Raw genomic sequence first — 15227 nt, 5'->3', positions numbered from 1 at the left:
CAGATGTTACGAGATTTGAAATTTCAGATTTGAGATTTTAAAGAAATAAGGCTATCATACAACAAATGGACATCTCTGCCCTTGCCAAATTCTTTATAGCCAGCTTCGTCTCCATCTTTGTCATCGTTAATCCCCTGGCCAACATATCTATCTTCATTACCATGACGGAGGGAGATCCCCCGGAAAAACGCCGGGCTACGGCCTTTAAGGCCTGCGCGACCTGTTTCGTTGTCCTGGCTGCCTTTACCTTCGGGGGGCACCATATCCTCCGTTTTTTCGGCGTAACCGTTCCGGCCTTCCGCATAGCCGGCGGCATCATCCTCTTTATGGTGGCAATTCAGATGCTCCAGGTCAAACCCGCCCGCATCCGCATCAGCCCGGAAGAGGAGGAAGAAGGCGTGGAAAAGGAAGATATCGCGGTCGTCCCTCTGGCCATCCCCATGCTGAGCGGCCCCGGGGCCATCACTACGGTTATTGTGCTCGGCAGCGAGCACGAAGGCTGGACGCCCAAGCTTCTTATAATACTATCCAGTCTGCTGACCAGTCTTATATCTTATGTTATCTTTTCCCGGTCGGTTTCCATGGCGCGGGTGCTGGGCAGGTCCGGGGTAAATATCCTGACCCGGGTCATGGGACTTATCCTGGCCGTCATTGCCGTAGAGATAGTAGTCAGCGGGATTCGGGGTATGTTCCCGCGCCTGTTTTCCTGAAATAGTTGCCTACGTGAGAAAGTCTATGTATGAATGGTTGTCGGGTAGCCAGACCGGCTAAGCGCTGGCTACCCGACACTCGGTTGGGACGAAATTTCTTAATGGTCTATTCTCCCGGCAAGCGCTCCAAACTGGTTGGTTTGCCTGCGGCTTGCCGCGCTGCGTTCCAGTCCTCGCGGGTGCGCGCCGCCTCTTCACCCGGCAGACTGCTCAGTATCTCAAAATAATCCAATTTGTACTTGTCCGCGACCACCACCGCTTCCGGGTTGCACCTGACGGCATAGACCGTTTGCACGGACTGGTGATCAAAGTCGCGCCATATCTGCTTATCCTTCAATAGCGTGTACTCGTGACCCTCGATCGCCTTGATCACCCCGGGTGAATCAAAGCCCTTGGCCCTCTCCGCAGCTCCCTTGTATTCGTATAGAATTGTATAGGCCGAAGCGCCCGAAGTGCTGGGATAACGGCCGTATTTAGCGGCAAACTTCTCTACAAACTCTTTTCCCCTTTGGTAATTGTGCTTGTATGGAATCTTCCAGGTCCAGGGAACAGATCCAATCACGCCCTCCATGACCTTGGGACCGCCGGCCTCGGCCATGCCCAGGGTGAGATTCGGGACTACTATCTGGCAATCCTTTTTCAGTCCCATGGTTGTCGCAATCTGGATGGCTGAGGACATGTCCCGGCCAAAAAGGACCAATACCAGGACATCGGGCTTTATCATCCGGGCGATGTTGAGGGCCTTGGTAAAATGCTCCAGTGTGGCCCCTGGAAACGGGATCTTCACCCCTTTGTGCACCGATGTATCCTCGGTGCCGCTGAGTTTTCTCACAGAGGCCTCAGTAGTCCAACCCCAGGTGTAATCAGCGGTAATGTAAAAATATTTCTTTCCCGCAAAATTTTCCTTTAAGTATTTGGATATGGCCTTGGCCCCCATCCACGCGTCGTAGCACTCGCGGAAGGTATGGCGATGCCCTTCTTCGCACGTAGTCTCATTGGAATAGGTGAGGGTCCCGAAGAATGGGATGCCTTTTTCCTGGCAGACCTTGGCCGCGGCTATGGCTACAGCGCTTGAAGACCCACCGAATACCATCTTCACGCCTTCTTGGTCGATCAACTCGGTAACGTTTTTGGTGGTGATATCCGATTTTGACATGGAGTCGCGTTTTATAAGCTCTATCTGCTTTCCCAGGATGCCCCCGGCTGCATTAATCTCCTCCGCAGCGAGTTCCGCGGCACGTAACTGATCCAGACCCTCAATCGCATACGGCCCGCTTACAGGATAGTTCAAACCAATCTTCACCGCATCGGCCCCGGCCAGGGAAACAGACAGGGTGTTGGCCAGAAACAGCCCGGTGATCGAGGAGATCATCAGAACCCGGCCTAATCGTTTAAAAATTCCTTTAAACATTACTTCCTCCTTAGTCTCATTTTAATGAAGCTCCCCGCCGCAAGCAGCGGGGTATCTATCTAAGGGTTTAACATTTCTATCGCAGCAAGCTGCGGGGAATTAGACCCGAATGAGATTAAACAATCATGCGCCGGAATTCAGCTTGCGTATGCCGGGCAATTTATTAACAAATGATGCCCTGGGAGAATCGTCCGGCTCTTCGCCCCCCTCCATGCTCTTTATATTCTTTCCACCAACCAATTCGGACAGTTGATCTACATAATCTTGCAGGGTATGGGCCTGGGCGTTCAATTCTTCGGAGGCAGAAGCGGTCTCCTCGGCATTGGCCGCATTCTTTTGCACTACCTGGTCCATTTGACCCAAGGCATTGCTTATCTGGTCCATTCCCTGGCTTTGCTCGCGGGAGGCGGCCGCTATCTCTGCCACCAGATTAGCGACCTTTTTGGCGCTGGCAGCCACTTCCCGGAAGTCAGCTTCCGTACCGCTGACCAGGCCGGAACCCTCTGCTATCTTTTGAATCACATCTTCAATCAGGTTGCTGGTATTCTTTGCCGCTTCGGCCGCCCGCTTAGCCAGATTCCTTACCTCCTCCGCCACTACGGCAAATCCCATACCGGCCTCGCCGGCCCGCGCCGCCTCGACTGCGGCATTGAGCGCCAGGAGGTTGGTCTGAAAAGCGATGCCATCGATGGTCTTGATAATTTTACCGATTTCCTCACCTGCAGCAGAAATGTTGTGCATAGAAGTACTCATCTGGGACATGGAACTATTGGCCTTTTCTACGACCTGCTTTGACTCTTCCATGAGCATGTTGGCCTGTTGGGCATTGTCCGCATTTTGCTTGGTCATGCTCGTTATCTCTTCGAGAGAGGCCGAGGTCTGTTCCAGGGCTGCGGCCTGTTCCGAGGCCCCTTCGGCCAGTTGTTGCGAGGCCCCGGAGACCTCTCCGGCGGCAGAGGAAACCTGTCCCGAAGAATCGTTCAATCCGGAAATAACCCTTTCTAAATAGGTATTAATGGACCGGCTGATCCAGCCGCCCACAATAATGCCAAAAGCTATGGAGATGATACCGGCAATGGCCAAGGCCGTAGTGGTCATGGCTGCCACCTTTTCCACGGCCTCCACCGCCTTCTCCTGGCCGGCTTCAGCCGAGCGCGTCTTCTCGGCGCTGGCCTGGCCAATCCTTTCAATCAACTTTTTCGCTTCGCTGAATATCTGGGCAGAACGGGCCTGGGTGGCCAGATTCTTTAAGATCTGATCCAGGATGCCGTCTTTGCTCAACAATAACCCCCGCATGCCGGCAAAAGCCGATTCAACATTCTTTACCGTTGCCGCCTGAGCCCCGGCCCTTATGGAACCAAGGCCGTTTCTAATACCGCCCAGCTCTCTCGCCACTGCCGCAAACTGTCCCTCCAGCCTGGTCCTCAGATTGCCTGCCTCGTCAGCAGAACCGGCCAGCATAATCTGTTTGGAGGTACTTTCTATGGTTCGGGCCAGAATGGCTATATTTGCGCTGGCACCTGATATCTGCCCTACCGAGGTAACCAGACGAATGGAGTTGCCCATCTTCTGGTTTTCCTGGGGAACAACCAGATCTAATTTATCTATTTCGCCGGCAAGTTTGTTGCCGAGCCCCTCAATTTTCTTTGTCATCTCTCCGCTTTTTTTCTCATACGCCTGGCTGAGCGCATCAGACGTTGGATCAGCGATTATGCTGGCTCGGGTGGCGAGGAGTCCGGCATCCCCTGAAAATCCCTTTTCTATTTCCTCAACGAATTCCTTTATCTGACCGGCCAATCCACCCTTTCCAATGGCCATTTCCATGCCGTCTGCCTCAGCCCGCATCCTATCCACCTCAGCCCGCATCTTATCTTTAAGCGGGTTCAGCTTGAAGCGATTGAATATCATATCTACCTGCATAATCAATGTCTTGACGCTGCTTAACCTTTCTTGAATTACCAGCATTCGCTTAATGAGGGTATTGGCCTTCAGGCTCGCCTCTTTGGATTTTTCAACCGAGGCATAACTATCCTTTTGCATTCTTTGCATGGCGGCATCGAGCCTTCCGACCTCCCCGACCACCCCGGCAATGCCCGACCGGAGCTGCTCATTGGCCGCGGCCACCTTATTCATACATTGCAGCCTTTCTTCGCCCATAATAGTCAATTGTTTATAGGCTTTTTCTATGTCCTCGACCACCTTCTCATCGATACCCGCCTTTAATTTGGTCAGACCTTGAACTGTGGCATTGACCTGGGATAATGCCTTATCCGTATCCTTACGAATCGCGGCAAGTTCCGCTGCTGAAGTAGTCAGGGCCATCTGCGTAAAGTTGGCCGCCACCTTTTCAAACCCCTGCTGGAGATTGACCATCTTTACCTGGAGGGGTGACGACTCCCGGGTCAGATAGTAGATTTTGCCGCTTACCATGCGCACGGCAAAAAAGCCCACCGTACCCACCCCGGCCACGGCCACGAGGAGCAGGGCTACCAAGAGGAAAAGCTTTCTTTTAATGGTCATTTTTGTCTCCTATAAGAGAGTCACCGGTCATTGGTCACTGGTCAATGGAATTAATGACCAATGACTAGGTCATAATAAATGACTCCAAATTTCTTCCATAAGGCCATCGATGTTTTTAAATATCTCCCTATCTGAAAATCTGAGAACCTTAATCCCCATCTTTGTGAGAACATCATCTCGTATGCTGTCTTTTTCTTTTCCGATTTCAGAATAATGTTGACTGCCATCAAGCTCTATCACCAGATGTGCCTTGGGACAGTAAAAATCGACAATGTACTTTCCGATAGTCTTTTGCCGATAAAATTGATACCCTTTCAACTGCTTCCGTCTCAGTTTCGACCAAAGCAGATTTTTCGCAGCCGTCATATGTTTCCTCAGCTGTTGGGATAACGGCTTTAGCTGTTTATCATAAGGAAGCATTTGTTCATAAAATCCCCCCAGCCCCCCTTTTCCAAAGGGGGTTACTTTATCCCCCTCTTTGTAAAAGAAGGGTCAGGGGAGATTTTATGAATGACCAGTGACCAATGACTATTGACTATTTAGACACCTTGGCCACCGGCTTGGCCTTTCCACCACCCACCTGGGTCATATAGACCTTGTTTAATCCCTGATGGTTATCCTTGCTGAAAGATACACTCATACCGCCGATGTCCGTATTGGACATAGACTCAATAGTGTCGATCAATCCTTCCCGGGTAAGGGCCGCGCCGGCCTTTTCTAAAGCTGTAGTAAGCACCCGGGCGGTTACATACCCTTCTAATCTGACATAGGAGGGCGCCTCATTGGGGAAGGACTTTTTAAGCGCTGCCTGGAAATCCCGGACTACGGGTATAGAGGTGTCATCCGGTGAAGGGACTACCTGGGAGATAATGATCCCATTGGCCGCATCGCCTGACTCCTTTATCAGATTCTCGGTGCCGACAAACGAAATGGTAGCCAGAACCGGATTAAACCCGGCGGCCTTGGCCTCTTTCACAAAGGCTGCGATCGGTTTATAGGGGCCGACCATAACCACCGCCCCCGGCTTTGCCGCCATTACGGCGGCCAGGCCTCCCTTGACCGCTTCGGTATTGCGGGCAAAAGTCCCCGTACCAGCCAATTTCAACCCGCGTTTTTTAAGGGCCTTTTCCGTCCCGCTCAGACCGGCCAGCCCGAAGGCGTCATCCTGGTAAAATACCGCTATGTCCTTTATTCCCAGGTCGCTGGTTATCCTCTCCACCAGGGCCTCGGTCTCATCGTCATAAGAGGCCCGGATATTAATGATATACCGCGAGACCGGGTTCCGGAGTAGTCCGGCCCCGGTAAAGAGTCCCACCAGGGGGACCTTCATCTCCTGTACGATAGGCAGGGCGGCCTTGCCGGTCGGCGTCCCCACATAGCCGGCCAGGGCAAAGACCTTTTCGTTTTCGATCATGTTAAGGGTGCAGTCCACGGTCTTGTCCGGTTCATAACCGTCGTTGCCGGCTATAAACTTTATCTTGCGTCCATTGATGCCGCCTTTGGCATTGACCTCATCCAGACAAGCCTTCATACCCACGTTCATGCCCGTCCCCAGCCCGGCTGCCGGGCCTTCCAGGGCCGCACACTGTCCAATGACCACCTCGCTGTCTGTCACCCCATCCTCGGCCCAGGCCGCCGGTATGACGAAAGCTATACCGGCTAACACGGCCGCTACAAACCAGAATTTGTACCCCCAAAACCTCCTGATACTTTTCTTCATGCCTGTAAACCTCCCTGTTTTTAGTTTTTAGCCATGTAGGGTGGGCTTTGCCCACCGAAACCGCCCTGTGCCGCCAATGATGGTGGGCAAAGCCCACCCTACGCCTGCTAATAGTGCTGTGTTTACTTGTATCGGGGGAAAATAAAAAAATCTTAAACAAAAAAATAATCGTGAAAAGATTCACGCCAGAACCCCTTTCACCGCCAAGGCGCAAAGAACGCAAAAAAGAATAAAATTTGGAACTCAAGAACTCATGAAAAAACTTTTATTCCTGATTTTTTGATTCCCAGATTTCTATTTTTTCTCTGCGTTCCCTGCGTGCTCTGCGGTGAAACATTGACAATTTTCTCCCTTTCCCCTATCATGCCATACTATGGATAAAAATAGAGTAGAAGAAATATGCAAGGCAAATCATATTGAACTTCTGATCCTTTTCGGATCACGGGCTAAAACGCGGCCGCATCCCGGCAGCGATTTTGATCTGGCCATTAAGCCCTGCCGGGAACAGGCGGTTGATAAGCTCGGCCTTATATACAAGCTTGGAGAACTATTGAATAGCGACGATATAGACCTAGTGATCCTTACGCCGGATACAGATCCTGTGCTCCTCCGGGGGATTTTTACGGAAGGCCGATGCCTGTATGAAGACGCCGCCGGCCTCTTTGAAAAGGAGAAGCTTAGGGCCTGGAAAATGTATCTGGATACCGAAAGGTTTCGAAAATATCGGCGTGAATACGTGAAAAGATTTATAAGAAAGGTCAAGGATGTCGCCCGAAGTCTTGAGTAAAAAGCTGGCCTCAATGTCGCAATACTTAGATGACCTGCTGCCTTATAAGGACGTGACTTTTGAGACCTTTATGGACAGGCATTACGAAATCGAACGCATACTTGAGCTGCTGATAATGACGGCCAGTGATATCATATTCTATCTGCTTTCCATCAGAGGGGAACCGGCCCCTGTATCATACCGAACGGCCTTTCTAAGGGCCGGAGAAATCGGGATAATCAGTGAAAAGTTGAGCAAAGGCCTCGCCTTGGGGGCTGGGCTCAGAAATATTCTGGCCCACGAATATGAAGAGATCGACTACAACACCCTCTATAAAAGCATCCCCACCGCCATTAAGGACCTTTCTGCATTTATAGAGGAGATTTCCAAAGGCATTTAGCTACGTAGGGTGGGCAAAGCCCACCAAAACTACGCTACGCCGCCGATGATGGTGGGCTCAGCCCACCCTACGTCTGATACCAAAAATGAGGCTCTCTTTGCGTTCTTTGCGCCTTTGCGTGAGACAAGCCATGTGGCGGTTTGGTGATTGTATTGTGTCCTTTAAGCCACAGGGGATGGGAAGCTGAAAGCTCAAAGCTGAAAGCTGAAAGCTCAAAAATATGAATAATTTCACAGTGTTCGCTACCCGCTATACGCTATACGCTGATATGGCATGAGCATTGCTTAGTTATGGTCAATGGTCACTAGTCATTGGTTTTTAATATCTTTCTATTGACCAGTGACAAGTGACCAATGACTAAATGAAAGGAGGTGAAGGTTAGTCAGTAGTCAGGAGACAGAAGTCAGAATTCAGTAGGGTGGGCTTTGCCCACCAAAACTAATCGGGCGAGACGCCCGGCCTGTGTTAGTCAGTCAATAATCAGAAGACAGAAGTCAGAAGACAGAAGTCAGAAGTAAAATCAAAAAAGAAACCTTTCGCCACAACGACACGGAGACACGGAGGAAAATATTTTTAAAATTATTTTTTTGCGCTCTTTGCGTCTTTGCGGTGAACAAAAAACGGATAAAGGAGAAAGGAAAGATATGAAGAAAGGTCTAATTATTATAGCTGCTGCCTTGTTTGTGGCCGCTATGGTGCTCCCGGCTATGGCCGTGGATATGAGCATCAGCGGTTACTACCGGGTGCGCGGCTTCTATCAGAGCAATGCTGACAGTGGCGCTGTTACTCCCTGGGATGCAGGCGCTGAGTATACTGGTCAGGCTGACGACCCGGAGGCTTGGTGGGACCACATGCTTCAGTTGAACCCGGTCTTTAAGGTGGCCGACAACCTGAAGCTGGTGACCCGCGTCTCCATGTTCAACAACCAGATGTGGGGAAGCACCAATACTTCCGGCGCTGTGGCAGACAACGATCTTACTCCGTCGACTTTTAATACTGCCGCGGACAACCTCATCTTCAACCGTGCCTACATCGAGTGGGCCACCCCCAAGGGTACATTGAAGGTCGGTCGCATGGCCGGTAACTACACATTCTTCCTGCCCTTCGGGAACACCGAGCTGGATGCCGACCGCATCGTCTATGTGTCACCGAATTATAGCGGCTTCAACATGGTCCTCGGCCATGAGAAACGGGTAGAAGGCAGTGTTACCACGAATGAAGCGGATAAGGATCATGACCGTTATTTCGCCATCCTGCAGTATGCCTGCCCCGGCCTGTACGTCGGCTATGCCCCGGACTGGTACCGTGACCGGCAATCTGACGCTACTGCAAGGATTGACAAGATCAACCACAATTTCTGTCTGAAGTTGAACGACCCCACGAACACCTACTTCTTCGAGGGCGAACTCCAGTACCGGGCCGGTGAATATGATTCCGATAGCGGCACGGATTATGACTACGATGGTCTGGGCTACTATGCCGCGGCCGGCATGAGGAAAGGCCCGCTCACAGTTGCATTAGCCACGGCCTTCTGCTCGGGCGATGATAACAGCGCTGCTACTACTGACGACGAGCGGGGCACGCCCTTCGGCCTGGATTTCATGCCGCTCTACATCGCGACCGGTCCGTACAGCAATATCCTGACCAGCCAGACCGGCAGCTACGGTACCGCTATGACGGCGCTTGATGCTGGCGTACAAAATACCGGCGCTCAGGTCTATCTGATCTCCGGCGACTATGTGGTCAACCCGGAGTTGGCCGTGCACGGCGCTCTGGGTGTGGCTTATGCGGACAAGACCACTGCCGGCGTCGATGATGAATTCGGCAAGGAGTTGGACCTGGGTCTGAAGTACCAGCTCATGAGCAACCTGGCCTATGAGCTGCACGTGGGCTACCTGTGGACCGGCGACTTCTTTAAGGTCGGTTCGGCTACGGTCAGGACTGATGACGTCTATCAGATCGACCACAGCCTGACACTGAGCTTCTAGGAAGAAGACAGAAAACAGGAGTAAGAAGTAAAAGAAAAGATTGACTGACTGACATTTTGCAGGCCGGGCATCTGGCCTGGTTAGTAAATAAAAAACCGGCCCTGGATTAACTCCAGGGCCGGTTTTTTTGTTCACCGCTTATTCACCGCAAAGGCGTGCCTCTTATTATCCCCCCTTTAGTAAAGGGGGGCGAAGGGGGATTTGAAAGTAGGGTGGGCTCCGCCCACCGAAACCACGCTGCGCCGCCAATGATGGTGGGCCATGCCCACCCTACGGCTGCTTGATACGGGGTCAAGCACGGAATGACGGATAAAAGATATAGCAAGTCCTTTACAGCTTAACCCTAGAACCGCAGGTGCCGAAAAGTAACACAACAGAATGACACATTTCTGTTGTCATCCGCATTTGTTTTGTGATAAGAGGCGGGCACAGGAAAGGAGGTGGGGGTTAAGAATACAGTAGTCAGAAGACAGAATACAGAAGTCAGAAGCAAAGTACAGAGCCACAGGGAAATTTTTAAAAAATTATTTTTTCTCTGCGTTCTCTGTGTACTCTGTGGCAAAAAAACAAACGGATAAAGGAGAAGGGAAAGATATGAAGAAAGGTCTAATAATTATAGCTGCTGCCCTGTTCGTGGCCGTTATGGCGCTGCCGGCTATGGCCGTGGAGGTAAGCATCAGCGGTTACTACCAGGTGCGGGGGTTCTATCAGAGCAATGCTAATCAGGGTATGGTTACGCCGTGGGATGGGTCATCCGTACCAGCCGCTGTTGATAATTCTTCGCCGGCGGATGCTGATTACACTGATCCAGGCGATTTTCCCGGCACATACGGCAGCCCGGAGGCCTGGTGGGATCATTTCCTGTGTCTGGAGCCGGTATTCACGATAACCGACAACCTGAAACTCCATGCCGCCATCGGCGTCTTTAACAACCAGATGTGGGGAAGTGACAAGACCAGCGGCGCCTGCTCCTGTGCCGGACAGGTGGGAGTGGACCCCTTTGGCGCCGACGCCACCAACATCAGTTGGGATGCCGCTTACATCGAATGGGCCACACCTAAGGGAACCCTTATGGTGGGCCGCATGGCCGGTAACTACATCTACTTTACGGGCTGGGCCAACACCGAGATGTGCCTGGACCGCGTCGAATATACCTCGCCGCTGTGGAACGGCTTCGGCCTGAACGCCTTCATGGAGAAACGGCAGGAAAGCAGCGCTACCTCCGGCAATAACGCTGCCGATGAGGACATCGACCGCTATTCGCTGGTCCTCAGCTATGCCCAGCCTTGTTACTCCATCGGCGCGGGCATCAACTATGTGCGTGACCGGAGCGGCTCTGCTACCGGTACTACCTGGAAAGCCGATCAATATGACTACGTCTTAGGCCTGACGGCCAATGACCCGACCAACACCTATTTCTTCGAAGGCGAGATCATGCTCAATGACGGCGATTATACAGATTACTATGGCGCCACGCAGGACATCGACCGGGGCGGCTGGGGTTACTATGTCAACCTCGGCATGAAAAAGGAAGCGCTCACGGTCGGTGTGGCCACGGCCTTCACCTCCGGCGATGACAATGACAGTGACAGCGACTATGACGTGGGTCCGGCCTCCGGCCTGGACTTCCAGCCGCTCTATATCGTCTATGGGCCATACGGCAACATCCTGAATTCTTCGCTCATGGATACGACGCGAAAGGCCGGTTATTCCAATACCACTGGGGAACAGTTTGGCCTCCCGGGAACTGATGGCGGCGCAAACGATACCGCAACCGGTTCACAGGTCTATTGGCTCTATGCCGACTACGAGGTCAATCCCCAGTTGGCCGTACACGGCGCCCTGGCCGTAGCTTATGCGGACAAGGTCAACAGCAGCCTCTACCAGGACGATGAGTTCGGCACCGAGTTTGACCTGGGCCTGAAGTACCAGCTCATGAGCAATCTGGCCTATGAGCTGCACTTCGGCTACCTGTGGACGGGCGACTTCTTCAAGGGTACGAGCGCTAACAATTACAACACGGATGACGTCTATCAGATCGACCACAGCCTGACGCTGAGCTTCTAGGAAGACAGGAGACAGAAGACAGAATAGGAATTTTTACCGCAGAGAGCGCGAAGGACGCAAAAAGAAGAATAAAATTTGGAACTCAGGAACTCATGAAGAAGTTTTTTATTCCTGATTTTTTGATTTCCAGATTTTTATTTTTTCTCTGCGTTCTCCGCGCCCTCCTGCGGCGGATCTACGATGCTCTGCGGTAAAATTTTTGTTACCACCATGTCGAAACGTCTTTACATAGACCCGAAGGAATGTAAGGCCTGCGGCGCATGTGAGGAGATATGTCCGGAGGTCTTCAGGGTCGATGAGGATCTCGGGTATGCCCAGATACTGGATTTAGAGACGTATCCGGAAGACAAGATCAACGAGGCCATTGTTGCCTGCCCGGGCCGCTGCATTGACTGGGATGAATCAAAGGATGACGAATATTTTTGTCAGAAATACCGGGAACCCATCAAGACAAAGCCGCCGGCCTGTCCCCATCCTCTGGATTACTGCCAGTTCAGGTCTTCCTGCCCGGTGCATTTCTTAGAGAAGGAGGGGGGTTAGTTTCCATCCGAAAATTCCGGTTTTCTGGATGGAGCGTTCAGCAGTCAGCTATCAGCTTAAGATGTTGTTTGTCCTATCTTTTGCTGACGGCTGAACGCTAAAATCCCCCTCAATCCCCCTTTTCCAAAGGGGGAAGTGTCTCTCCTCCCTTTGAAAAGGGAGGTTGGGAGGGATTTAAGAATACTCTCTCAACCAACTAAAATGACACAAGAGAGGCGCTTGCAAAACTGCTTGTCATCCCCGAATGCCTCTATCGGGGCTATGGTTTTTAAAGCAGTTAGAACCAGATTACCGCTCAAAATCGCTGCGGGAATGACAGAATGGAGGCTTTTGCAAGAAACTCTTAATTTATTGATATCCTTATTTTCTCTGTGTTCTCTGTGTGCTCTGTGGTTAATCCTCACCCACGCCGGTCCCGATTTTTTTCCTCAATCGCCGGTCCACATCTATTATTTGCCTTACATCATCACCAGTTATCTCCCAGGAATACTTTCCCTTCGCATCGCGCTTCAGACGTATGCGGAGTTTGCTGTCGGCCTTGGATTGTTTTCCGTCACGTTTGGATATTTCATTTGAAAATCCCCCTGTATCCCCCTTTTCCAAAGGGGGAGTTGATGGAACCCCCTCTTTCCCCAACGGGGGACTTTGGCTTTCCCCATTTTCCAAAGGGGGACTTGACATATCCCCCCCTTTACTAAAGGGGGGCAAGGGGGGATTATTTTCATTGGCCTTCGCTGATGGCCCGGCAATGGGATTGGCCCTCTCGTCTGAAGGGCTGCAATTAAAACCGGCCAGTGCCAGGAGGAGGATTATACCTACATGTGCCAATAACCTTAGCATGTTCCTGTGGCCAACTCCTGGGGCATACATATCGTTTATTATCGGTAAGGATGCCGGCGGACTGAAATATCTGCTAGCTTTCAAGAGCCTGAAATGCTACAGATTCTTAGATTTGGAACTCAGGAACTCATGAAAAAAATACGTTCTATCCCTGATTTCTTGATTTCCAGACGTAGGGTGGGCTTTGCCCACCGTTATTGCGGCGTAGCGTAGTTCTGGTGGGCGGAACCCACCCTACATAGCTGGTTTTTAAAACCGTCTTGAAATGAGAAAAAACCTGAAAATATGATTTTTTCTCTGCGTTCTTTGCGTCTCTGCGGTGGAAGGAAAAAATCAATTTTATATTGGCAAAAAGGGAAGTTAGGGCTATCTTGTACGCATTTTTGAAACAGGATAACCTGTTTTAAAGGGGGGCAAGGCACGGGTGAACGTCTTATTTTATCTTCTAGTCAGTCTTGTCGCATTTTTTCTGGCTTACAGGTTCTATGCCGGACGCATTGAACGCATTCTTGGCGCCAGCGACGAAAATGAGGCGCCGGCAGTTGCTTATTATAACGGCATAGACTATGTGCCTACAAAACCTTCCGTTGTATTCTCCCATCATTTCGCCTCCATAGCCGGGGCCGGCCCTGTTATCGGCCCGGTGGTGGCTTTAGTTTATGGTTTTGCCCCGGCCTGGGTGTGGATCGTGGCCGGTACAGTTTTCTTCGGCGCCGTGCATGATTATACGGCCCTCTTTGTCAGTATGCGCGAAAAGGGGCGATCTATGGCGGAAGTGGCCCGCATATCCATGGGTAAGACCGGTTTTGTGCTGTTTATTCTTTTTACCCTTACTATGGTCTTCCTGGTGACCGGCGCCTTTCTCAGGCTCACGGCCACGGCATTGACCTCGGTGGTTGACCTTGATGTTATCGGGTTGGACAAAGACCAGACCATTCTGCGCACGGTGACGAATGCAGGAACAGGGACGGTGCAAGGGGCTATCGGGGGTATTGCCTCTACCTCAGTTATCGTTATTACCTTTATGGCCCCTGCAATCGGGTATCTGCTTTATAAGAAGAAGATTAAGACAGGCCTGGCTGCCGTATTGGCCTCTTCCGTATGCCTTTTTTCCGTGCTGGCAGGCCTTAAATATCCCTTGAGCTTTTCGCCTGACCACTGGATGCTCATCCTTTCCTTGTATGCCCTGTTGGCCGCCGGAATCCCGGTCTGGGTCGTGCTTCAGCCACGGGACTATATTAACTCTTTCATCCTTTATGCCGGGATTGTGCTTCTTACCGTGGCTATCGCCATTGGAGGTTTTTCAGGCCTGGCCGTCGGTGCGCCGTTAATAAACGTGGAAATGGGCGCAGCAAAACTTGGTTTGATGTGGCCGGTTCTTTTCATCACCGTGGCCTGCGGGGCCATATCCGGGTTCCATGCCCTGGTGTGCGGCGGCACCACTTCCAAACAGTGCGCCTCTGAGAGTGACGCTAAAAAGATAGGCTATGGCGCTATGCTGCTGGAGGGACTTCTGGCGGTCATTGTCCTGGTGGTGGTAGCCAGCAGCCTGACCCATAGTGATTATTTACGCATCGTCTTCCCGGATGACCCCGGCGCGCGCAGCAACCCCGTGCTGGCCTTTGCCCTGGCCACCGGCCGGCTCATGCATGGTTCTCTAAACATGCCGGTTTATCTGGGGACTATCTTCGGCATCCTGCTGGTAGAGGGATTCCTGGCCACTACCCTGGACACGGCGGTGCGGTTGAACCGCTATCTTTTCGAGGAGTTATGGGGGGTTATATTTAAGCGAGTCCCCCGGCTTTTAAGGTCGTATCTCTTTAATGCCGGACTGTCCGTGGTCATAATGTATGCCCTGGCCTATAAACAGGCGTTTTTTATCCTGTGGCCGGTTTTTGGCACGGCCAACCAGCTCCTGGCCGGGCTGACGCTTATAGCGGTCAGTATCTGGTTTATGCGCCAGGGTAAAAAAATCGGCCTTATCACCCTGATCCCGGCCTCATTCATGATGATTACCACCATATTTTCGCTTTTTTATCTTTTACTTAAGAAGGACGGTTACCTGGTCACGGGAAACTATGTGCTGGCCCTTGCCGATCTTTGTCTTATAGCGCTGGCCATAGGCGTGGTATTTGTGGCTATGCGGACGAAACTTGACAGGGTACCTCAAAAAGAATATTAGTAAGCTTTCAGCGACGTAGGGTGGGCTCCGCCCACCAAACCCACGCTACGCCGCCAATGATGGTGGGCAAAGCCCACCCTACG

The 15227-nt window shown here is 51.6% G+C and carries 12 protein-coding genes; 7 read left to right on the top strand and 5 right to left on the bottom strand.

Annotated elements, in window-relative coordinates:
* Positions 1–65: 65 nt before the first annotated feature.
* Entirely contained in the window at positions 66–710 is a 645-nt protein-coding gene (locus PHT49_01795) for a MarC family protein (protein ID MDD5450614.1), read from the top strand.
* Between the two features lie 106 nt (positions 711–816).
* On the opposite strand, the gene PHT49_01790 is transcribed toward PHT49_01795, so the two are convergent.
* The 4 genes from PHT49_01790 to PHT49_01775 all read right to left on the bottom strand — a co-directional run bounded on the left by PHT49_01790 (position 817) and on the right by PHT49_01775 (position 6361).
* The gene (locus tag PHT49_01790) at positions 817–2121 is read right to left on the bottom strand and encodes a substrate-binding protein (GenBank protein MDD5450613.1); all 1305 of its coding nucleotides are present in this window, start codon (positions 2119–2121) and stop codon (positions 817–819) included.
* A gap of 123 nt (positions 2122–2244) precedes the next feature.
* The gene (locus tag PHT49_01785) at positions 2245–4641 is read right to left on the bottom strand and encodes a methyl-accepting chemotaxis protein (protein ID MDD5450612.1); all 2397 of its coding nucleotides are present in this window, start codon (positions 4639–4641) and stop codon (positions 2245–2247) included.
* Positions 4642–4710: 69 nt separating this feature from the next.
* Positions 4711–5061, bottom strand: a complete 351-nt coding sequence (locus tag PHT49_01780; GenBank protein ID MDD5450611.1) for an endonuclease domain-containing protein — start codon at positions 5059–5061, stop codon at positions 4711–4713.
* A 115-nt stretch (positions 5062–5176) separates the two neighbouring features.
* On the bottom strand, positions 5177–6361 hold the full coding sequence (locus tag PHT49_01775) for an ABC transporter substrate-binding protein (protein ID MDD5450610.1): 1185 nt from the start codon (positions 6359–6361) through the stop codon (positions 5177–5179).
* A gap of 373 nt (positions 6362–6734) precedes the next feature.
* Between PHT49_01775 and PHT49_01770 the strand changes: the two genes are divergently transcribed.
* The 5 genes from PHT49_01770 (at position 6735) to PHT49_01750 (ending at position 12122) form a co-directional block, all read left to right on the top strand.
* Positions 6735–7148, top strand: coding sequence for a nucleotidyltransferase domain-containing protein (locus PHT49_01770; protein MDD5450609.1), 414 nt, complete (start codon positions 6735–6737; stop codon positions 7146–7148).
* Positions 7149–7161: 13 nt separating this feature from the next.
* The gene (locus PHT49_01765) at positions 7162–7527 is read left to right on the top strand and encodes a DUF86 domain-containing protein (protein MDD5450608.1); all 366 of its coding nucleotides are present in this window, start codon (positions 7162–7164) and stop codon (positions 7525–7527) included.
* A gap of 587 nt (positions 7528–8114) precedes the next feature.
* Complete coding sequence (locus PHT49_01760; protein ID MDD5450607.1) at positions 8115–9515, top strand: hypothetical protein; 1401 nt, start codon at positions 8115–8117, stop codon at positions 9513–9515.
* 594 nt (positions 9516–10109) lie between these two features.
* The gene (locus PHT49_01755; protein ID MDD5450606.1) at positions 10110–11582 is read left to right on the top strand and encodes a hypothetical protein; all 1473 of its coding nucleotides are present in this window, start codon (positions 10110–10112) and stop codon (positions 11580–11582) included.
* A gap of 180 nt (positions 11583–11762) precedes the next feature.
* The gene (locus PHT49_01750; protein MDD5450605.1) at positions 11763–12122 is read left to right on the top strand and encodes a ferredoxin; all 360 of its coding nucleotides are present in this window, start codon (positions 11763–11765) and stop codon (positions 12120–12122) included.
* A gap of 393 nt (positions 12123–12515) precedes the next feature.
* On the opposite strand, the gene PHT49_01745 is transcribed toward PHT49_01750, so the two are convergent.
* On the bottom strand, positions 12516–12962 hold the full coding sequence (locus tag PHT49_01745) for a hypothetical protein (GenBank protein MDD5450604.1): 447 nt from the start codon (positions 12960–12962) through the stop codon (positions 12516–12518).
* A gap of 424 nt (positions 12963–13386) precedes the next feature.
* Between PHT49_01745 and PHT49_01740 the strand changes: the two genes are divergently transcribed.
* A complete protein-coding gene (locus PHT49_01740; GenBank protein MDD5450603.1) occupies positions 13387–15144 on the top strand; it encodes a carbon starvation CstA family protein in 1758 nt (585 codons plus the stop codon).
* Positions 15145–15227: the final 83 nt, after the last annotated feature.

It is taken from the genome of Desulfovibrionales bacterium, assembly GCA_028715605.1.
Lineage (GTDB): Bacteria > Desulfobacterota > QYQD01 > QYQD01 > QYQD01 > QYQD01.
The sequence above is the reverse complement of the archived record's forward strand: the minus strand, read 5'-3'. Positions and strand labels throughout refer to the sequence as shown.